This window comes from Pseudomonas sp. UBA1879, assembly GCF_002338065.1.
Taxonomy (GTDB): Bacteria; Pseudomonadota; Gammaproteobacteria; order Pseudomonadales; family Pseudomonadaceae; genus Aquipseudomonas.
The window spans coordinates 174,374-193,828 of sequence record NZ_DDHJ01000018.1; the positions used below are offsets into that span (position 1 = coordinate 174,374).

Consider the following 19,455-nt stretch of genomic DNA (forward strand, 5'->3'; position numbering starts at 1 on the left):
TCACGCTGCTAAGGTGCCCGCTTCAGTCCCGCGCAGTGGCCACGAGCATGCAGGCAGAACACTTCACTTTCACTCGGCCGAAGTTGCCCAGAGACCATCGCTGCGCCGGTGATCTGTGCAATGAAGTGCCGGGTATCGGGTCCGACAGCACCAATAACCGGGTCATGGAAATCTTCAGTGCCCATCGTGAGCGTGCCTGTCTGGCGGTGCTGGAAGGCGAGCGGCCGATCGGCCTGATCAACCGCAACATTTTCCTGTCGCAGATGAGCAAGCCCTTTCATCGCGAGCTTTACGACAAGAAAAGTTGCATCGCCTTCATGGACAAGGAGCCGCTGATCGTCGATGCGCAGATGAGCATCGAAGACTTGACCTTCAAGACCGTGGAGTTCGGTGAAAAAGCGCTCGCGGATGGCTTCATCGTCACCCGCAACGGGCGTTTCGCCGGGCTTGGTAACGGCCTCGAACTGATGGCCGTGGTGGCCGCCATGCAAGCCGAAAAAAATCGCCAGATGATGCAAAGCATCGAATACGCCAGCGTGATTCAGCGGGCCATGCTGCGCGCTTCGCGTGACACGTTGGCCGCCACGCTGGGCGATGCGGCGCTGTTATGGGAGCCGCGAGATGTGGTGGGCGGCGATTTCTATCATTTCTGCGCGTACCCGGACGGCTGGTTCGGCGCGATTGCTGACTGCACGGGCCATGGCGTGCCTGGTGCATTCATGACCCTCATCGCTTCGTCGGCCCTGACGCAAGCGTTGGCGCGTCTTGGGCCGCGCAACCCCGCGCAACTGTTGGCGGCCGTCAACCGCAGCGTCAAGGAACTGCTGGGCCAAGTCGATGGCCAGGACGACACCCCGGAATCCAATGACGGTCTCGATGCCGCTTTTTTCTGGTTCGACAACGCCAGTCGCGTGCTGAATTTCGCCGGCGCCCACATGGCGCTGCACGTGCTGCACCCCGACGCCGGGCAGGTGGAGACGCTCGCCGGGCAACGCATGGGCGTCGGCTATGTGGGCAGCGATTTCGATTATCAATGGTCGGTGAGTGCCGTGCCGATGCAGCCCGGTAGCCTGATGTTCATTGCCACCGATGGTCTGGTCGATCAGATCGGCGGCCCGAAACACATCGCGTTCGGCAAGCGCAAGGCCTTCGACACCCTCCTGCAACACCGCCGTGAATCGTCGGCAGCCATCTGTGAAGCGTTGCAACAGGCGCTGGCGCTGTGGCAGGCGGATCAGACACGCCGCGATGACCTGACCCTCTTCTGTGCCCGCCTTCAGGAATGATGATGTTCAACTCAGAGACCGCCCAGCAGGACTGCACGTTTTTCGACCTGGCCCAGCAGCGCAACGTGATTTTCTATCACATGGGCTATTTCTCCCATCACATCATCTCGGCGATGGCCGAAGTGGTGAAGCTGCAACTGGAGATATCCGGGGTCAGCGGGCCGACGCGGCGCAAGCTGTTTTCATCGTTCGTCGAGCTGTCGCAGAACATCATCCATTATTCGTCCGATGCCTTGAGCGGATCGGCCCCAGACGAGTCCGGCCTGCGTCAGGGCGCGGTGTGCATCAGCACCGACGGCGAGCGCCACCAGATGCTGTGCGCCAACCCCATTGCCACCGCCGACACCGAGCGCCTGCGCGAGAAACTGGAGCCGCTGCGCAGCATGTCGATCGAGGAAATCAAGCAGGCCTACAAAGTCACTTTGCGCGCCGAGACGCCGGAAGACAGCAAGGGCGCCGGATTGGGTTTTCTGACCATGGCCCGGGACGCCAGCGCGCCACTGGAATTCGATTTTCATCCCCGCGCCGACGACCCGGACACGACGCTGTTTTGCCTTAAAGCCACTATCTGAATTGAGCGACGCCTAGCCATGGATAACGTCTACATCGCAGCAACGGCCACCTCGCCGGAGATCGACTTTCGTTTCGACCAGAATCTTCTGTCGATGAAAGGCGAGTCATACCCGGAAAACGCAGCGGCCTTTTATGCCCCCATCGTGGAGCAACTGCGCGCCTATCTTGCAACCAGGCAGGGGGCGGCGGTTACCGCCAACATCGCGCTGGCGTACTTCAACAGTTCCAGTACCAAGATGCTGTTCAGCATTTTCGATGCCCTGGACCAATCCGCCGAAGACGGCAACGGTATCGAAGTGAACTGGTATTACGATGAAGAGGACGAGACCATTTTCGAATTTGGTGAGGAACTGAAAGCCGACTTCACCTCGATCGTTTTCAACGACCGTCCGATCACGACGTGAAGAGGTTCGTGGACATGGCAGCCTCTATCGCGTCGCGTGACCCCTCCAGTCCAGTGGCTCCGGACCTGTTCAAAAGCGAGGCCGAGGCGCTTGAACAGGTCCGCGCGATCCTGGCGCTGTCCCATGCCGACGCCGACGTCTATCGCCGGTCCTTGTCGGGGCTGGCCTCCCACTACGAGCGCCTGATGCGCGAGACCCGTCGTCTGATCGGCCGCAGCGATCGGGCGGAACGCGAGATGAATGCGCTCAACGCGCAGTTGCAGACCCTGGCCCGTCAGCTCGAATACCGTGCGACCCACGATGCGCTCACGGGGGTGCTGAACCGCGGCGCCATCATCGACATGGCCGCACAGACGCTGTTGGGCACCGGAGCGGTGATGATCGTGCTCGACATCGATCACTTCAAGCAGGTCAATGACGCGTTCGGTCACCCGGCAGGCGATGCTGTCATTCAGGGCATCGTCGAGTGCCTGCGGCGGATCGTAGGCGATAAAGGCGCCATTGGCCGGGTCGGTGGGGAAGAGTTCACCGTGCTGATTCCCGGCGGCCATCTGGCGGAGGGCGTCGAACTGGCAGAAGCCATGCGCCAGGCCGTGGCGGAACACGTCTTCGGCCCCCCGGTCAGTCGCGTCATCACGGCCAGTTTTGGCGTCAGCGCCAATCCGGTAGGCACCTGCTTCGACACCGCCTACGGGCTGGCGGACACCGCGCTGTATCACGCCAAGCGCCAAGGCCGAAACCGTGTGGAAGTGGCGGGCGAGGCGTAGTCGATATTCGACGTTCAACAGGATCTGACGCAAGGCGGCCTCTACCGGCAGTCGCGTTTGATCGGTACTCTCTACGGGTGAAGCGCCCGGGCCGTGACTAAGTTGGCGAATCCGACGGCGTGAAACCCGGCGTCGCCACGTGCACGGCGACCGGGTCCGGGCGCCGTTTTCGAGCGAAGAGGCCAGCGTTGAGCGAAAGACGAGAGTTCAGTGGGGGCATGAAGGGCAAGAACCTTCGTTATCTGGACGACCCTAAAAAGACACCCTCTGCGACCACCCGGGCGGGCTTTCTGCTGCTCGAACATTTCTCCCTGCCAGCCTTCACCCAGTTCCTCGACACCCTGGTCACCGCCAACCTGCTGCGCCCGAAGCTGTTTTCATCGCGCACCTTCGGTCTGCAGGACGGCGAGGTCACCAGCGATCTGGGCCTGGTCATCCGCCCTGACGCGCGCCTCGAACTGTCGGCGCTCAAGGATCTGGATCTGTTGGTAATCTGCGGCGGCTATCGCACCGAACTCAAGGTGATCGAAGCGCTAAACAGCCTGCTGGTCACAGCGGCTGACCTTGGCCTGACCCTGGCGGGCCTGTGGAATGGCGCCTGGTTTCTCGGCGCCGCGGGTCTGCTGGAAGGCTACCACTGTGCGATTCACCCTGAGCATCGCCCGGCGCTGGCAGAAATCTCCAAGGTCACCCACGTCACCAGCGAACCCTTCGTCGTCGACCGCCAGCGGCTCACCGCGTCCAGCCCGTCCGGGGCGTTTCACATGGCGTTGGAGTGGATCAAGGCGTTGCACGACAAGGCGCTGGTGGAAGGCATCGAAGACATCCTCTCGTTCGAAGAGTCGCGCTATCGGCGGATCAAACCCAGCCCGCACATCTCCGTCAGCGCACCGCTCAAGGAAGTCGTCAAGCTCATGGACGCTAACCTCGAAGAGCCGCTGGAAATGGAACAACTGGCCGTCTACGCGGGACGTTCACGGCGACAGATCGAGCGGCTGTTCAAGGAGCAACTGGGCACCACCCCGCAACGCTACTACCTCGAACTGCGCATCACCGAAGCCCGCCGCCTGCTGCAGCACACCGAACTGTCGCAAGTGGAAGTGCTGGTGGCCTGCGGCTTCGTCTCGCCCAGCCACTTCAGCAAGTGTTACAGCGCGTACTTCGGCTACCGGCCTTCGAAGGAGAAGCGGTTGGTGAAGTGAGCCTTGCATGGCGCGCTGCCGCCGGATGATCTGAACCCTGCGCGCGGGTGCGATCATCAGGGCAGTGAACCGGGAAGGGGCGGCAACCGGGCACTGAACGGAACCCTTGAGTCTTTGGCGCGGTCCGTTGATTCGTGCCTGAAGGACAAATCTCATTTGTGGCCCCCGATCTGTTGGGTGCCGGGCGACAAGGCGATACTTCGCTCAATCCCACATCGGCCCATGGATGGCCGCCAAGAGGTTCAAATCATGATGCCGTCGCAACGCTTTGTACTGCTGATGACCACAGCGGCGCTGTTGAGCGCCTGTGGAGAGAATTCCAAGTTGCCGTTCCAGGCGGGTGTCGGGCCTAACCCGCAGCTGCCGGAGCCGACCACCAGCGTGATTCCGACGCTCAAAGTGTCGAAAGCGGTGGGCTGGAAAGAAGGCGACACGCCCAAGGTCGTCGACGGCTTCAAGGTGCAAGCCCTGGCCGACAACCTTCAGCACCCGCGTTGGTTGTACAAACTGCCGAACGGCGATGTGTTGGTCGCGGAGAGCAACACACCGCCGAAACCTGAAGGCTCCAAAGACGGCGGCAGCGGGTTGCTGGCGTGGGCCAAGCGTAAAGCCACCGGCATTGTCATGGACCGCGCGGGGGCAGAGGCGCCGAGTGCTAACCGCATCACTTTGCTGCGGGACGCAGACGGGGACGGCAAGGCCGAAGTGCACACGGTCTTCATCAGCGGCCTGACGTCGCCGTATGGGATGGCGCTGGTAGGTAACGAGTTGTTCATCGCCAACGCCGACGCGGTGGTAAAAGTCCCCTATACCGAAGGCCAGACCGAAATCAAGGCCACGCCGGTGAAGGTGACTGACTTGCCGGCTGGACTGAACCATCACTGGACCAAAAACATTCTGGCCAGCGCCGACGGCAGCAAGCTGTACGTTACGGTAGGTTCCAACAGCAACGTCGGCGAAAACGGTCTGGAAGCGGAAGAGGGTCGTGCGGCGATCTGGGAAGTGGACGCCAAGACCGGCCAGAAGCGCCTGTTCGCCAGCGGCCTGCGCAACCCCAACGGTCTGATCTGGAAGCCCGGCAGTACCGAGCTGTGGACCGTCGTCAACGAGCGTGACGAAATCGGCAGCGACCTGGTGCCTGATTACCTGACCTCGGTGAAGGACGGCGCGTTCTACGGCTGGCCGTGGAGTTATTACGGCGGCCATGTCGACGTCCGTGTCCAGCCGCCACGTCCGGACATGGTCGCCAAGGCCATCGCCCCGGATTACGCCCTCGGCACCCACGTCGCGCCATTGGGCCTGACCTACTCCAGCTCGAAAGGCATGCCGGAAAAATTCTCCAACGGAGTATTCCTCGGTGAACACGGGTCCTGGAATCGCAACCCACAGTCGGGCTACAAGGTTGTATTCATCAGCTTCGACAACGGCAAACCATCGGGCATGCCTATCGACTTTCTGAGCGGGTTCCTGAATGCCGATGGCGAGGCTCAGGGCCGTCCGGTCGGCGTGATCCTGGACCAGCAAGGCGCGTTGCTGGTGGCGGATGATGTGGGCAATAAAGTGTGGCGGGTGAGCCGCGCCCGCTAACGCGAGGCTCGCCAGGACTGAATCGCGGCCTCGCCATCGAACCCTGTGGGTGATTCTATGTTGGCTGGCCAACAGCGCGGTCCGCACCCACACGGCTCCCACGGCGCCAGGCATAGGTCATAAAACCTGCGACCCGCGTCTTACCTGTGGGAGCCGGCTTGCTGGCGAAAGCGCTGAGTCAGTCGAGGATGAGCTGCCTGACGCGACGTTTTTGATCGATCGCGGTCCGCGCCCATGCGGCTCCCACGGTGCCAGGCATAGGTCATAAAACCTGCGACCCGCGTCGTACCTGTGGGAGCCGGCTTGCTGGCGAACGCGCTGAGTCAGTCGAGGATGAGCTGCCTGACGCGACGTTTTTGATCGATCGCGGTCCGCGCCCATGCGGCTCCCACGGTGCCAGGCATAGGTCATAAAACCTGAGACCCGCGTCGTACCTGTGGGAGCCGGCTTGCTGGCGAAAGCGCTGAGTCAGTCAAGGATGAGCTGCCTGGCACGACGTTTTTGATCGATCACGGCGCAGCAGGCCGGCTGCCACGGTCTTTGGCCAGTTACAACTACCCCGACTCAGACCCATATGGCGTCCCACAATGGATAGTCATGGACCCGCTTGACTAATCCCGCACGGATGGGGTTCGCGATGATGTAGCGCGCGACGGCCTGTACATCCTCCTCGCGCCGGATCGCCCGGTCATGGAAGCTCCGCTGCCAGAACTGACCGGTTCGGCCCAGAACGGCATTCACACTTCGTGCAGTGCGCGATTTGACTGTCAGGACTAACGCTTGCAACTCACAATCACCCAGTTCGATCAGCCAATGGAAATGGTCTGGCATCACAACCCAGCATAGAGCGTTTGCCCAACCGTCCTCTTGCGTCTGGCGGAACTGGTGTGCGAGCAGAGGCCCTCGTGAAAACTCGTCAAAAAATGGCTGACGGTTGTGAGTGGCAGCCGTGATCAGATAAATCTGACCGCGTTGAGAATAGCGACCTGATCGTAATCGCCTGGATTTAGCGAGCCCCTTCATCCTATGCCCCTCAGCTTATAAAAGAGAAAGGCTAGCGGGCTGATAGAACGAGCGTTTCCAACATATGGGTCAAATCGTAAACCGCCTTCGCCAGCAAGCCGGCTCCCACGGCCTTCGGCCAGAAGCACGACTGCGCCACTCGCCTCATTTGTGGGAGATTCGATGCTCGCTGGCACACCGCCTTCGCCAGCAAGCCGGCTCCCACGGCCTTCGGCCAGATGTACGACTGCGCCACTCGCTTCATCTGTGGGAGATTCGATGCTCGCTGGCACACCGCCTTCGCCAGCAAGCCAACTCCCACGGCCTTCGGCCAGATGTACGACTGCGCCGCTCGCTTCATCTGTGGGAGATTCGATGCTCGCTGGCGAACCGCCTTCGCCAGCGAGCCGGCTCCCACGGCCGTCGGCCAGAAGCACGACTGAGCCGCTCGCCTCATTTGTGGGAGATTCGATGCTCGCTGGCGAACCGCCTTCGCCAGCGAGCTGGCTCCCACGGCCCTCGGCCAGAAGCACGACTGCGCCACTTGCCTCATTTGTGGGAGATTCGATGCTTGCTGGCGAACGGCATTCGCCAGCGAGCCGGCTTCTTTCCCACAAGGGTCATGCATAGGTCATAAAACCTGCACCGACGTCGCATTCGTGGGAGCCGGCTTGCTGGCGAATGCAGTAAGTCAGTGCTGAAGATGTTGACTGACACTCAGCACTCGTCCGATCGCTGCCCGCAGCAAGCCGCCTCCTGCAATGGAGAGGTTGCCGTGCTTGAGGTCTGTGACCGACATTGGGCCTCTTGCGGGCGGCAGGCAGCTTGGACCGCCCCATCATCTATGGTGTACTTCCGGGCATTCCTGCACACCTCTTAGACTGTCCGGCGGTTCGATGACTGTTTCAACCCGTTCCAGCCACGTGATCGGCATGTGGCTGATGGTGGGCGTGGCGTTCGTGTTCGCCACCCACGATGCGCTGTCCAAAAGCCTGATCTTCGTCCTTCCGGTCATTTTCGTGGCGTGGGCGCGCTATCTGATCCACACCCTGTTGGTCACCAGCGTGATCATCCGGGAAAAAAGCCGGGCGGCGTTTCACACCAAACGTCCGTGGCTGCACTTGCTCCGGGCCGTGTTCCTGCTGGGCGACAGCCTGACCTTTCTGTTTGGCCTGATCCATGTGCCCTTGGCCGAATCAACCGCCCTGGTTTTCCTGGCGCCTGCCTTTGTCACGATCCTTTCGCCGCTGCTGTTCGGCATTCGCGCGGACCGCCTGCAGTGGGTGTCGGTGATCGTCGGGTTCATTGGCGTGCTAGTGGTCATCAACCCGGCCAGTGACGCGTTTTCGTTGTGGATGCTGTTTCCGGTGGCGTGCGCGTTTTGCTTTGCGGTGTACCAGTTGTTGACGCAACTGGCGGGGGAGTCGGACAGCCCGTCGGTGTGCAGCTTCTATGTCGGTGTGTTCAGCACCGCGCTGCTGAGCCTGGCGGTGCCGTTCTTTTGGGTGAGCCCAAGCCTGTCGCAGTGGCTGATGCTGCTGGTGTTGGGCAGCCTTGGGCTGTCGGCGCATTTTCTGATCTCGAAATCCTACCGCTACGCCTCGTCCTCGGTGCTTGCGCCATTGGGTTATCTGCAGATCGTGTTCGCCACCCTCTATGGGGTGCTGTTCTTCGGCAATTACCCCGCGCTTTTTTCAGCGGCAGGCATGGCGTTGATTTGCTTCAGCGGCCTGCTGGTGTACGGCAGGCGTACGGCCGCGGCGCTGTCCAGCTGAACCAGAACCGGAGCGATTACCGGGAAAACCGGCGCGGCTAACGCGAAAACCGGCGCGGCTAACTCGAGAACCGGCGCGCCGCTGCCACGCACGCAATCACCGCGAGCGTCACGCCGATCATCCCGGGGCTGACCTGTTCATGAAGCAGTGTGGCCGCCAGTGCCAGCCCGAAAAACGGTTGCAGCAGTTGCAACTGCCCCACGGCCGCAATCCCGCCTTGCACCAGCCCGCGGTACCAGAACACAAAGCCGATCAGCATGCTGAACAATGAGACGTAAGCCAGGCTCAGCCATGCCGGCCAACTGAGGTGGGCGAGGGTGGGCGGGGCGGTGAACGCGGTCAGTACGAGCATCACCGGCAGCGAAATCACCAGCGCCCAGCAGATCACCTGCCAACCGCCCAGCGTCCGGGAGACTTTCGCACCTTCGGCATAGCCCAACCCGCACGCGAGGATCGCCAGCAGCATCAGGCAGTCGCCGACAGGCGAGGCCATCAGTCCATCAGACAGCCCCTGAGACACGGCAAACCCGACCACCAGTGCACTGCCGAGTACCGAAAACAGCCAGAACGCAGGCTTGGGCCGTTCGCCGCCCCGCAGCACGGCGAACACCGCCGTCGCCAACGGCAACAGGCCGACGAAGACGATGGAGTGCGCGGAAGTCACGTACTGCAGCGCCATCGCTGTGAGCAGCGGGAAACCGAGCACCACCCCCAGCGCCACGATGCACAGCGGCAGGACGTGATGGGGCGCCGGACGCCGTTCCCTGAGTAGCAGCACGATGCACAGTGCCACGGCCCCGGCGATCGAGGCGCGTGCGACGGTCAGGAACACCGGGCCGATTTCCTGGACGGCAATGCGTGTCGCAGGCAGCGAGCCGCTGAAAATGACCACGCCAATCAGCCCGTTGAGCCAACCGCTGGAGGTTTTTACAGGGTTTCGGTGTTGCAGTTTCGAGGCGTGTTCCATGTCGACCCTCCGGTACTAGGTTGCAGTCGGCTCATCCTAAAAGGCAGTATCAGGACAATCAAAAAATTGTCATGGATACAGCTCATGCCTCGCGCCCGCTACAAAACCCTCGTCGACACCTTCGCCAGCGACATCGCTTCGGGCGCCTTGCCACCGGGCACGCGTTTGCCGACCCACCGCCAATTGGCCGAGCAGGAAGGGCTGGCGCTGGTCACGGCGTCGCGGGTGTATGCGGAGCTGGAGGCGATGGGCCTGATCAGCGGCGAAACGGGGCGCGGCACTTTCGTTCGCGAAATTGCGCTGCCACTGAGTCACGGCGTCGATCAACAGGCGGCCGCGGCGGGTGTTCTGGACCTAAATTTCAACTACCCGGCATTGCCCGAGCAGGCGGAACTGCTGCGCACCGGACTTCGGCAGTTGGCGTTGTCGGGAGATCTGGAAGCGCTGCTGCGTTACCAGCCCCACGCGGGAAGGGGGCACGAGCGGGCCTGCATTGCCCGGCATCTGACGACCCGCGGTTTGCAGGTCGAGGCCGAGGAAGTGCTGATCGTCAGCGGCGCGCAACACGGGCTCGCCGCGACGGTGATGGGCTTGCTCAAACCGGGAGACGTGGTGGCGGTGGATGCGCTGACCTATTCGGGTTTCAAGGTGATCGCCGACGCCCATCGGCTAGAGCTGGTGCCGATACCGCTGAGCGAAGCAGGCCCTGATCTGGAAGCGCTGGAAGGGCTCTGCCGCAAGCGGCGCGTCAAGGCGGTGTATGCCATGCCGACCCTGCACAATCCTATGGGCTGGGTCATGGACCTGCCATGGCGTGAGCGTCTGGTGAACATCGCGCGAACCCATGGCCTGCTGCTGATCGAAGACGCCGCTTATGCCTTTCTCGCCGATGCGCCTCCATTGCCGCTGCGAGCGCTGGCGCCCGAGCTGACGGTCTACGTATCGGGCTTTTCGAAAAACATCGCCACCGGCCTGCGGGTGGGTTTCGTGGTCGCGCCGTTGCAGTGGGTGCCGGCGATCGAACGCACCATTCGGGCGACCACCTGGAACACGCCGGGAGTGATGACTGCGCTCGTCTGTGGCTGGATCGAAGACGGCACCGTCCTGCGGCTTGAAGCCGAAAAACGCATGGATGCAAGGAAACGACAGGCGTTGGCCCGAAAATCGTTGAACGGGCTGAAGGTCATCGGCCACCCCGCGTCGTATTTTCTGTGGTTGCCCCTGCCCGAAGAGGTAAGAGCTGATCAACTCGCGATGGCACTGCTGTCGATGAATGTCGCGGTGTCCACCGCCGAACCCTTCGCCATCGCCCACCCGGTACCCCATGCGATACGCCTGGCATTGGGTTCCGTTGAACCAGGCGCATTACACCAGGCGTTGAACAAAGTTCGGCAAGTTATCGCCAACTTTGCTTATTAAATTAGTCCCAATAAGCATAGGCGCTAGTTGTTTTATTCGTTAAACGTAAAAGACTTTTTCCGTTCGTCTACCATTGCTGAAATCGATAGTGAACATCATCAAACGGAAGTTCTTTTTTTTCCGCAAAGGAGCAGGATAGAGCCATACCGAATTGGCGTTGAAGGACACCCGCGATGAAAATTTCTTCCCTGTTGACACTTGTCGCCGTCCTTGCAGGTAGTTTGGCTGCCACAGCGCCTGTTTATGCCGCCGCAACGGTCGTCGGCGAACATGCCTGCCAGTTCGTGCCAATGGCCGACAGTAACATCGGCCTGAGAAAGTCCCAGTCGGTGGGCGTTCTCTACAGTGAAAACACTGTCAGCACCCTTGAGTACCTTGAGCGCTATCACGCCGTCGCATTGAAGGGGGTGAAGAATGGCGCGCTTGACTCGCGTATCCGTGCAGCCTTCGTCAACAGTTCCGATCCGAAACTGGCCATTGACTGGTTGAAGGCATCGATTGCCAAAGAATTTGCGTCGGTCACGGTATACGAGAATCTGGATGCCCTGATGCAGGCGCGCCCGGATGTGGTGGTGATGCTCGACACCTACAACCAACTGCTGACCCAGCGTAATAGCAAAGTGGAAGCACGGTTTGTGGCCAAGTTCTACGATTCCAACCTGCAATACATCGGCAAAGCCGAAGGTCTGGGCGCGAAGGAGCTGACCTCGGTGTGGGTTCACGATAAAGCCGCGCCGGAAGTCGCCGCGCAGATCGATCAACAGCGCGAGTTGCAGGTCCATGCGCTCAAACAGTTCGATGCTTCGCTCAAGGCGCTTGTGACATCGGGTGAAATGGCGCAGGTGGCGGGGAACTGAACTGCCCGCACCCTCCAAAAACAGCACCCTGAACGCGCATCGATTCCCCCTCTGCGCTCTGCATTAGGCCTATAGGCGTTTGTGAGCAACGCCCACGACGGCACTTGTGCTGCGTCGCAGTGAACTAACCCGAATCGAGTGCGCCCTAATCTTCGAAGGCTGCGACCGCAGCGATGAAAAAGGGCGCTTCTCATGTCTGAACCCGAGATCCTCAGCCTGTACCGGCGCTACATCGATTGCCTGAATCGTCAGGACTGGTCCAATCTTGGCCGGTTTGTCGATGAAGAGGTGCATTACAACGGCCAACGCATCGGGCTAACGGGATACCAACGGATGTTGGAAAACGATTTTCGCGCCATTCCCGATCTGCACTTCGGGATCGACCTGCTGCTGGCCGATCCGCCGCACGTCGCGGCCCGCCTGCGTTTTGACTGTACGCCGGTGGGCGACCTGTTTGGTGTGGCCGTCAACGGTCAGCGTGTCCAGTTCACCGAGAACGTGTTCTACGAATTCAGCGACGGGCGCATCCGCAACGTGTATTCGGTCATCGACAAGGCTGCCGTGCAAGCACAAGTTGACCGACGCTTCGCCGAATGACCGCTAGCTCCTGCATAAACAGCCGGTTACGATAGCCAATCGCAATCATTGATCGACCTCAGCGTCTTGCTGACGGCCGGTCCAGACGAGCGCGATCGCTACCGTCGATGCATTCAGGTGTCTGCATGTTCAAACCCACACTGGCCGGCTGGGCCGCGACTCGCCGCAGCCGCCAACTGATCCTGCGCCTCTTTCCGGCGATCTGTGCATTGTTGCTACTGATCGGCCTCAGCGGCTACCTGTTGGTGCAGAACGCGCTGAACCAGGATCGCGACGTGCAGCAGCGCTCGCGTACGTTCATCTCGCGCACGCTGGATCAGGTTCGCAATGAAGTCGCACGCAACATCATCAACTACGCCAAATGGGGCGAAGCCTACAAACACCTGCACATGACGGTGGACAAAACGTGGGCGGACGAGCAGCGCAACGTGGGTCCCATTCCTTACGAGTTGTACGGTTACAACGGGGTGCTGGTCATCGATGCCAAGGACCAGACGCGCTACGCCGTGATCGATGGCAAGCCTTCAATGATGCAGGCCAGCGACTGGCTGGAAGGGGACTTGAGCGCGCTGGTCGCCGATACCCGACTGTCCACTCAGGAAAACGACGGACTGGTGCGTGCGTTCAAGGTCGGCGGCGTACCGGCGCTGGTGGCGGCGGCGACCATCAGCCCGGCGTCGGACCCGATGATCGAGCCAGTGCCCGGCCCGATGTCGGTGATGATGTTCGTGACCATTCTCGACCCTGCCAAATTGACCCACCTCAGCGACACGTATGGGCTGCCCACTATCTCGGTATCGTCGGGGCCAAGGGACGGCTACGACCAGATGCCGCTGCTTGGCTCCACCATCGAGTTGGGCTGGGTGCCTCCGAAACCAGGAATGGACCTGCTTCAAAAAACCCTCCCGCTGTTTATTTCCGGGGTCTTGGTGCTGGCGGTCGTGCTGGCCATGCTGGTGCGTTACGCCCTGACCTCGGCGCGGCAGATTGACGATCAGCTCGAGGCGCTGCACGCCAGTCAGCGGGAATTGAGCAGCAGCGAGCAGCGCTTCCGTCAGCTGTCGTTGCATGACTCGCTGACCGGGTTGTCGAACCGCCTGCGCCTGCATCAATTTCTTGACGAGCATCTGGGCCGCGCGTCTCCCACACCATTGACCGTGTTGAGCCTGGACCTGGACCGTTTCAAGCCGATCAACGATGCCTTGGGTCACGCCATCGGCGACCGTGTGTTGCAGGAGGTCGCCCAACGTTTGCGCAGTCACGCGTCGCCCAATGGCCTGGTGGCGCGACTGGGGGGTGACGAGTTCATCGTGGTGCTAGTGGGGGAAACGGGGAGAGATGACATTGTCGCGCGGTGCGGGCAGTTGATCGATGACCTGTGTCGGCCATTGGAAGTCGAGGGCCAGACGGTGTTCATCGGCACCAGTATCGGCATCGCCCAGGCGCCCAAGGACGCGCGCAGCGCCGCAGAGCTGTTGAGCACCGGCGACATTGCGCTGTATCAGGCCAAGGGCGCGGGTCGCAATACCTGGTGTTTCTACGATGACGGCATGAAAACCCAACTGGTGGCGCGTCGGCAGCTGGAACAGGAGTTGCGCCAGGCGCTGCAGGACGGCCAGTTGCGCCTGCACTACCAGCCACGCTACGCCACCCTCGGCGGGTCGTTGCGCAGTTTCGAAGCGCTGGTGCGGTGGCAGCATCCTGAGCGCGGTTTATTGCCGCCGGACACCTTTATCGGCCTGGCCGAAGAAACCGGTCTGATTCAACCGCTGGGCCAATGGGTGTTGAACACCGCATGCCGCGAGGCGATGACTTGGCCCGAAGGCATCGGCCTGTCGGTCAACCTGTCGCCGGGACAATTGGCGGAGAACGAAGATGTGGTCGCCACGGTGATGGAGGCGTTGCGCAGCAGCGGTCTGCCGGCCAGCCGTCTGGAACTGGAAATCACCGAGCGCGTGTTGCTCGATCACGCCCATGCCGCGCCGGCGACGCTGACGGCGTTGCGAGCCTTGGGTGTGCGACTGAGCCTGGATGATTTCGGCACCGGATTCTCGTCATTGGCGTACCTGCGCAAATACCCCTTGGACGGCATCAAGATCGACCGCAGTTTCATTTCCCACATGACCGAGCGTGGCAATGATCAAGCCATCGTGCAGGCGATGATCGATCTGGGGCGTTCGCTGGGCATGACCGTCACGGCCGAAGGCGTCGAAACACGGGAGCAACTGGAGTGCCTGCAACGGCACCCCTGTGACGAGGTGCAGGGTTTTCATTTCAGCAGGGCGGTGCCGTCGGAGGCGTTGGCGGCGTTGTTCGCCAAGGATGTCTCGCGGCTGGCCGACTGATCGTGCCGGGTGACAGGTCAGGGATGCGCGCTCAAGAAGTCGCGCAACCGCTGCTGTAAGTGCGGAATAGCGTCGGGCATGGCCAGAAAGGCCTCGACTGAGCTGACCATCCAGCGCTGGCCTTCATCGCCGAACACCACCTGATCAAACGTACCTACCGGCACTTCTGCGACGTAAAACCAAGTGTCGAGGCCGTTCATGCCCTGGCCCGCGTACGCCCGCTCCCAGACGATCCACGCCGGATCGAGGCTCACGCCGAACTCTTCACGGGTTTCCCGCAGCGCGCATTGCAATGGGGTTTCGGCGTCTTCCCGGCCTCCGCCCGGGAGATCCCACAGGCCGGGCCAGGGGATCGTGGGAAGGTCGTCGCGCAGGTAAGTCAGCAGGCGGCCATCGCACAGCACGGCGATCTTGGCGCCGGAAAAGAGGGTGGGCATGGCGTTCCGGGTCTCGGCGCTGGCAGGGAAGAGTTGTCAGATTAAAGCCAAGACGTTGCGATTGAAATGTCCTTGAGCCGCCCCAAGGTATCCGCATACCCTGCACCGTCTCTTCTTCATGCCCGGTCTGGTCAAGGCTCGCAGCCTGCTCGGCGGCGCTGCCCTGGATCCTTCGTAGCGACTCACTTCAGAGGTCAGTTTCATGACGAAAGCAGCATACGTACCGCCCAAGGTCTGGAAAAACGACGCCGAATCTGGCGGCCAGTTCTCGAAAACCAATCGCCCGGTGGCCGGTCCGACCCACGAGAAGGTCCTGCCAGTGGGCAAGCACCCGCTGCAACTGTATTCGCTGGCCACGCCGAACGGCGTGAAAGTCACCATCATGCTCGAAGAGCTGCTGGCTTTGGGCAAGTCCGACGCCGAATACGATGCCTGGTTGATCCGCATCGGCGAGGGCGATCAGTTCTCCAGCGGTTTCGTCGACATCAATCCCAACTCCAAAATTCCGGCCTTGCTCGATCGCAGCGTAGAGCCGCCGGTGCGCGTGTTCGAGTCCGGTTCGATCCTGCTGTACCTCGCGGAGAAATTCGGTGCGTTGCTGCCGACCGATCCGGCAGGCCGCGCAGAAACCCTGAACTGGCTGTTTTGGCAGATGGGTTCGGCGCCTTACGTCGGCGGCGGATTCGGGCATTTCTACGTCTACGCGCCGGAAAAGAACGAATACGCGATCAACCGCTTCACCATGGAAACCAAGCGACAGCTGGACGTGCTGGACCGTCGCCTGGCTGAAAGTCCTTACCTGGGCGGCAAGGACTACAGCATCGCCGACATTGCTGTGTGGTCGTGGTACGGCCAGTTGGTGCGCGGCACGGTGTACAACGCCGCCGAATTCCTTGCGGCCCACGAATACACCCATGTCCAGCGCTGGGCCGAAACCATCGCCAACCGCCCGGCGGTCGTGCGCGGCCTGCGGGTCAACCGCACTTGGGGCGATGAAGACCAACAAGTGCCCGAGCGGCACTCGGCGGCGGATATCGCCTGAGAAAAGGTACGCGGCGCCTCTCCTGTACGCTTTCGGGCGAGGCGCGCGTCCACTTCGGTCAGACCTTCCGAGTCGCGCCGACGCCCATCCGCGCTCACGATCAGCCTCCACACAAGACTTCCGGCGCAAAACCCGGATAATGGCCGCCATTCCGTTTTTCGCTGCTGGTAAACGCCCATGGAAATCAAGGTCAACTTTCTCGACAACCTCCGCCTGGAGGCCAAGTTCGACGACTTCACGGTGATCGCCGATCAGCCCATCCGCTATAAAGGCGACGGCTCGGCACCCGGTCCGTTCGATTACTTCCTGGCGTCGTCGGCCTTGTGCGCGGCGTATTTCGTGAAGCTGTACTGCCAGACGCGCAACATTCCTACGGACAACATCCGCCTCTCGCAAAACAACATCGTTGACCCTGAAAACCGTTACAGCCAGATTTTCAAGATTCAGGTCGAATTGCCCGCCGACATTTCCGAAAAGGATCGCTTGGGCATTCTGCGTTCCATCGACCGCTGCACCGTGAAGAAGGTGGTGCAGGCCGGGCCTGAGTTCGTGATCGAGGAAGTCGAAAACCTCGACGCCGACGCCCAGGCGCTGCTGATGCCAGCGAGCCTGTCCGGCGAAAGCACGTTCATCGCCGGGAAGGACCTGCCGCTAGAACAGACCATCGCCAACATGTCCGGCATCCTCGCGCAGCTCGGCATGAAGATCGAAATCGCGTCGTGGCGCAACATCGTGCCCAACGTCTGGTCGCTTCACATCCGCGATGCCCACTCGCAGATGTGTTTCACCAACGGCAAAGGCGCCAGCAAAGAGAGCGCGCTCGCTTCGGCGCTAGGCGAGTTCATCGAACGCCTGAACTGCAACTTCTTCTACAACGACCAGTTCTGGGGCGAGGACATTGCCGCCGCAGACTTTGTGCATTACCCGAACGAGCGCTGGTTCAAGCCCGGCCCGGACGACGCCCTTCCAGGCGAGATTCTCGACGACTACTGCCTGAAGATTTACAACCGCGACGGCGACCTGCGCGGCTCGCACCTGTACGACACCAACTCCGGCAACACCTCGCGCGGCATCGTGTCGCTGCCGTTCGTGCGACAGTCGGATGGCGAGACCGTGTACTTTCCCTCCAACCTCATCGAAAACCTGTACCTCAGCAATGGCATGAGTGCGGGTAACACGCTGGCGGAAGCGCAAGTTCAGTGCCTCTCGGAAATCTTCGAACGGGCGGTGAAACGCGAAATCCTCGAAGGCGAAATCGCGCTACCCGACGTGCCGCACGAGGTCATCGCCCAGTACCCCGGCATCCTGGCGGGTATTCAGGGGCTGGAAGCGCAGGGCTTCCCGGTGTTGGTGAAGGACGCCTCGCTGGGCGGTGAATTTCCCGTCATGTGCGTGACCCTGATGAACCCCCGCACCGGCGGCGTGTTCGCCTCGTTCGGCGCTCATCCCAGCTTCGAAATCGCCCTCGAACGCAGCCTCACCGAGCTGCTGCAAGGCCGCAGTTTCGAAGGTCTGAACGACTTGCCGCAGCCGACTTTCGAAGGTCAGGCCGTGATCGAGCCGAACAACTTCGTCGAGCACTTCATCGACTCCAGCGGCGTGGTGTCGTGGCGCTTCTTCAGCGCCAAGGCGGACTACGCATTCGTGGAGTGGGACTTTTCAAGTGAAGGGCCGGACGCCAATACCGAAGAGGCCGCGACGCTGTTCGGCATTCTCGAAGACATGGGCAAGGAGGTGTACATGGCGGTCTACGACGACCTTGGCGCCACCGCCTGCCGTATCCTGGTGCCGGACTATTCCGAGATCTATCCGATCGAAGACCTGATCTGGGACAACACCAACAAGGCCCTGGCCTTCCGCGCCGACATTCTCAACCTGCACAGCCTGAGCAAGGTCGGGCTGAGAAGCCTTGCCCAGCGTCTGGAAGACAGTGAGTTGGACGACTACACCGACATCACCACGCTGATCGGCATCGAGTTCGATGACAATACCCATTGGGGCCAACTGACGATTCTCGAACTCAGGCTGCTGATCTACCTTGCCCTGCAAAAGTACGAAAAGGCCAAGGACCTGGTCGAAGCGTTCCTGCAGTACAACGACAACACCGTTGAACGGGGCCTGTTCTACCAGGCGGTCAATGTCGTACTGGAAATGGAATTGGACGAGGACCTGGAACTGGCTGACTACGAGACCAACTTCCGTCGCATGTTTGGCAACGAACGCATGGACGCGGCGATTGGCTCTGTGAACGGCAGCGTGCGCTTTTATGGTCTTACGCCGACCAGCATGAAACTCGAAGGCCTGGACAAGCACCTGCGTCTGGTCGAGAGCTATAAAAAGCTGCATGGGGCGCGGGCCACGGCGGCGTCGTTCTGGTAGCTATCAGTGCGGATATGTCGGCGGGGTGATGTGAAAGTCATGCGCCGCCGTAGCGGTAGGCGTGAGATTGCTCACGGGTACAGTGGTCGGGCATAGAAATGGAATGTGGGTGTGCCGCTTGGATGACATAAATGCACCGCTCGTGGATGCAAGGGCGTTGCAATGGCAGCCGAAGGTCGACTGCCACGGGACCTGTTATCAGCTTCTGAGGTCGGTGTTCTTGTCTTCGCACGCCACTTTCGGCTTGTCCGCTGGAAAGAATTCACCCTTCACGGCCACTTCGCTGAAATGAGTGCCCAGCTCTTTTTGAATTTTTTCGAGGGCTGCGGTGTCATTCAAATCCGCGACTTTGACCCAAAGACGTGGCAAGTTCTGGAAAAAAGCTTCGTCGATTTCGACGTCTTGGGTCAGCTCTCTTTCTGCGCGCCAGAGGCATTTGCGTTGCGTTCTTTCCGGATCCTGGGGCCAGGTTTCGGACGTTGTGAGCCAGATTTCGTAGAAATCCTCCAGCTCCTTTCGGCCCATTTTTTCTATGTTTTCTAGCGGAAGGAATGTATTCACGGCGTCACCTGTCAGCGATTGAATTCTGCAGCGCGGCGTCAAGCCAGCGCCTGCCTCACGCCGCTCGATGGCGGAGGCGTACACCTATAGGGCCAGGGTTCGGCGCAGGAGTTCCGTCGAACAGACGACGGCAGCCGATTCGTTAGCAAGGCTGAATCCTCGACACGTCGCACCACATCCTGCGACAGGTCTGGTTTATCGACACGCCCCGATCCCTGTAGGAGCCGCCGGAGGCACAACGGCCGCGATGGCGTC

At 61.0% G+C, this 19,455-nt stretch carries 17 protein-coding genes; 13 read left to right on the forward strand and 4 right to left on the reverse strand.

All coding sequences use genetic code 11. The annotated features are described in order from the left end of the window. The first annotated feature begins 47 nt into the window (after positions 1-47). From B3N48_RS21020 to B3N48_RS21045, 6 genes are all read left to right on the forward strand, one after another. On the forward strand, positions 48-1,286 hold the full coding sequence (locus B3N48_RS21020; protein WP_296187101.1) for a SpoIIE family protein phosphatase: 1,239 nt from the start codon (positions 48-50) through the stop codon (positions 1,284-1,286). Positions 1,287-1,288: 2 nt separating this feature from the next. Further along, positions 1,289-1,858, forward strand: a complete 570-nt coding sequence (locus B3N48_RS21025) for a SiaB family protein kinase (protein ID WP_296187103.1) — start codon at positions 1,289-1,291, stop codon at positions 1,856-1,858. A gap of 18 nt (positions 1,859-1,876) precedes the next feature. Continuing rightward, entirely contained in the window at positions 1,877-2,263 is a 387-nt protein-coding gene (locus tag B3N48_RS21030) for a DUF1987 domain-containing protein (protein ID WP_296187104.1), read from the forward strand. A gap of 14 nt (positions 2,264-2,277) precedes the next feature. Beyond that, positions 2,278-3,030, forward strand: a complete 753-nt coding sequence (locus tag B3N48_RS21035) for a GGDEF domain-containing protein (protein WP_296187105.1) — start codon at positions 2,278-2,280, stop codon at positions 3,028-3,030. A gap of 188 nt (positions 3,031-3,218) precedes the next feature. Further along, on the forward strand, positions 3,219-4,232 hold the full coding sequence (locus B3N48_RS21040; RefSeq protein WP_296187106.1) for a GlxA family transcriptional regulator: 1,014 nt from the start codon (positions 3,219-3,221) through the stop codon (positions 4,230-4,232). Positions 4,233-4,484: 252 nt separating this feature from the next. After that, positions 4,485-5,819: a PQQ-dependent sugar dehydrogenase gene (locus B3N48_RS21045; RefSeq protein WP_414704270.1), complete on the forward strand. Its 1,335-nt coding sequence runs from the start codon at positions 4,485-4,487 to the stop codon at positions 5,817-5,819. Between the two features lie 564 nt (positions 5,820-6,383). On the opposite strand, the gene B3N48_RS21050 is transcribed toward B3N48_RS21045, so the two are convergent. Beyond that, on the reverse strand, positions 6,384-6,842 hold the full coding sequence (locus B3N48_RS21050; RefSeq protein ID WP_296187108.1) for an REP-associated tyrosine transposase: 459 nt from the start codon (positions 6,840-6,842) through the stop codon (positions 6,384-6,386). An 875-nt stretch (positions 6,843-7,717) separates the two neighbouring features. Here B3N48_RS21050 and B3N48_RS21055 point away from each other — a divergent pair. Next, a complete protein-coding gene (locus B3N48_RS21055; protein ID WP_296187109.1) occupies positions 7,718-8,596 on the forward strand; it encodes a DMT family transporter in 879 nt (292 codons plus the stop codon). A 58-nt stretch (positions 8,597-8,654) separates the two neighbouring features. Here the strand turns inward: B3N48_RS21055 and B3N48_RS21060 are convergent, their stop codons facing one another. Next, on the reverse strand, positions 8,655-9,563 hold the full coding sequence (locus B3N48_RS21060; RefSeq protein ID WP_296187110.1) for a DMT family transporter: 909 nt from the start codon (positions 9,561-9,563) through the stop codon (positions 8,655-8,657). An 84-nt stretch (positions 9,564-9,647) separates the two neighbouring features. Between B3N48_RS21060 and B3N48_RS21065 the strand changes: the two genes are divergently transcribed. The 4 genes from B3N48_RS21065 (at position 9,648) to B3N48_RS21080 (ending at position 14,781) form a co-directional block, all read left to right on the forward strand. After that, on the forward strand, positions 9,648-10,982 hold the full coding sequence (locus B3N48_RS21065; RefSeq protein ID WP_296187111.1) for a PLP-dependent aminotransferase family protein: 1,335 nt from the start codon (positions 9,648-9,650) through the stop codon (positions 10,980-10,982). A 173-nt stretch (positions 10,983-11,155) separates the two neighbouring features. After that, positions 11,156-11,839: an ATPase gene (locus tag B3N48_RS21070; RefSeq protein ID WP_296187113.1), complete on the forward strand. Its 684-nt coding sequence runs from the start codon at positions 11,156-11,158 to the stop codon at positions 11,837-11,839. A 192-nt stretch (positions 11,840-12,031) separates the two neighbouring features. Next, a complete protein-coding gene (locus B3N48_RS21075; protein WP_296187114.1) occupies positions 12,032-12,436 on the forward strand; it encodes an ester cyclase in 405 nt (134 codons plus the stop codon). A 125-nt stretch (positions 12,437-12,561) separates the two neighbouring features. Continuing rightward, the gene (locus B3N48_RS21080; RefSeq protein ID WP_296187115.1) at positions 12,562-14,781 is read left to right on the forward strand and encodes a bifunctional diguanylate cyclase/phosphodiesterase; all 2,220 of its coding nucleotides are present in this window, start codon (positions 12,562-12,564) and stop codon (positions 14,779-14,781) included. A 17-nt stretch (positions 14,782-14,798) separates the two neighbouring features. Here B3N48_RS21080 and B3N48_RS21085 read toward each other — a convergent pair whose 3' ends face one another. Continuing rightward, a complete protein-coding gene (locus B3N48_RS21085) occupies positions 14,799-15,218 on the reverse strand; it encodes an NUDIX hydrolase (RefSeq protein WP_296187116.1) in 420 nt (139 codons plus the stop codon). Between the two features lie 202 nt (positions 15,219-15,420). Here B3N48_RS21085 and yghU point away from each other — a divergent pair, with 202 nt between their 5' ends. Next, positions 15,421-16,260, forward strand: coding sequence for a glutathione-dependent disulfide-bond oxidoreductase (gene yghU / locus B3N48_RS21090; RefSeq protein WP_296187117.1), 840 nt, complete (start codon positions 15,421-15,423; stop codon positions 16,258-16,260). Between the two features lie 177 nt (positions 16,261-16,437). Then, positions 16,438-18,639 (forward strand): OsmC domain/YcaO domain-containing protein, encoded by a 2,202-nt coding sequence (locus tag B3N48_RS21095; protein WP_296187118.1) that lies wholly within the window; start codon positions 16,438-16,440, stop codon positions 18,637-18,639. 198 nt (positions 18,640-18,837) lie between these two features. Here the strand turns inward: B3N48_RS21095 and B3N48_RS21100 are convergent, their stop codons facing one another. After that, positions 18,838-19,284, reverse strand: a complete 447-nt coding sequence (locus B3N48_RS21100) for a hypothetical protein (protein ID WP_296187119.1) — start codon at positions 19,282-19,284, stop codon at positions 18,838-18,840. Between the last annotated feature and the right edge of the window lie 171 nt (positions 19,285-19,455).

Bases quoted from the DNA above. Each gene is read 5' to 3' on its own strand.
- B3N48_RS21020 (WP_296187101.1), top strand. From the start codon at position 48: ATGCAGGCAGAACACTTCACTTTCACTCGGCCGAAGTTGCCCAGAGAC.
- B3N48_RS21025 (WP_296187103.1), top strand. From the start codon at position 1,289: ATGTTCAACTCAGAGACCGCCCAGCAGGACTGCACGTTTTTCGACCTG.
- B3N48_RS21030 (WP_296187104.1), top strand. From the start codon at position 1,877: ATGGATAACGTCTACATCGCAGCAACGGCCACCTCGCCGGAGATCGAC.
- B3N48_RS21035 (WP_296187105.1), top strand. From the start codon at position 2,278: ATGGCAGCCTCTATCGCGTCGCGTGACCCCTCCAGTCCAGTGGCTCCG.
- B3N48_RS21045 (WP_414704270.1), top strand. From the start codon at position 4,485: ATGCCGTCGCAACGCTTTGTACTGCTGATGACCACAGCGGCGCTGTTG.
- B3N48_RS21050 (WP_296187108.1), bottom strand. From the start codon at position 6,842: ATGAAGGGGCTCGCTAAATCCAGGCGATTACGATCAGGTCGCTATTCT.
- B3N48_RS21055 (WP_296187109.1), top strand. From the start codon at position 7,718: ATGACTGTTTCAACCCGTTCCAGCCACGTGATCGGCATGTGGCTGATG.
- B3N48_RS21060 (WP_296187110.1), bottom strand. From the start codon at position 9,563: ATGGAACACGCCTCGAAACTGCAACACCGAAACCCTGTAAAAACCTCC.
- B3N48_RS21065 (WP_296187111.1), top strand. From the start codon at position 9,648: ATGCCTCGCGCCCGCTACAAAACCCTCGTCGACACCTTCGCCAGCGAC.
- B3N48_RS21070 (WP_296187113.1), top strand. From the start codon at position 11,156: ATGAAAATTTCTTCCCTGTTGACACTTGTCGCCGTCCTTGCAGGTAGT.
- B3N48_RS21075 (WP_296187114.1), top strand. From the start codon at position 12,032: ATGTCTGAACCCGAGATCCTCAGCCTGTACCGGCGCTACATCGATTGC.
- B3N48_RS21080 (WP_296187115.1), top strand. From the start codon at position 12,562: ATGTTCAAACCCACACTGGCCGGCTGGGCCGCGACTCGCCGCAGCCGC.
- B3N48_RS21085 (WP_296187116.1), bottom strand. From the start codon at position 15,218: ATGCCCACCCTCTTTTCCGGCGCCAAGATCGCCGTGCTGTGCGATGGC.
- yghU (WP_296187117.1), top strand. From the start codon at position 15,421: ATGACGAAAGCAGCATACGTACCGCCCAAGGTCTGGAAAAACGACGCC.
- B3N48_RS21095 (WP_296187118.1), top strand. From the start codon at position 16,438: ATGGAAATCAAGGTCAACTTTCTCGACAACCTCCGCCTGGAGGCCAAG.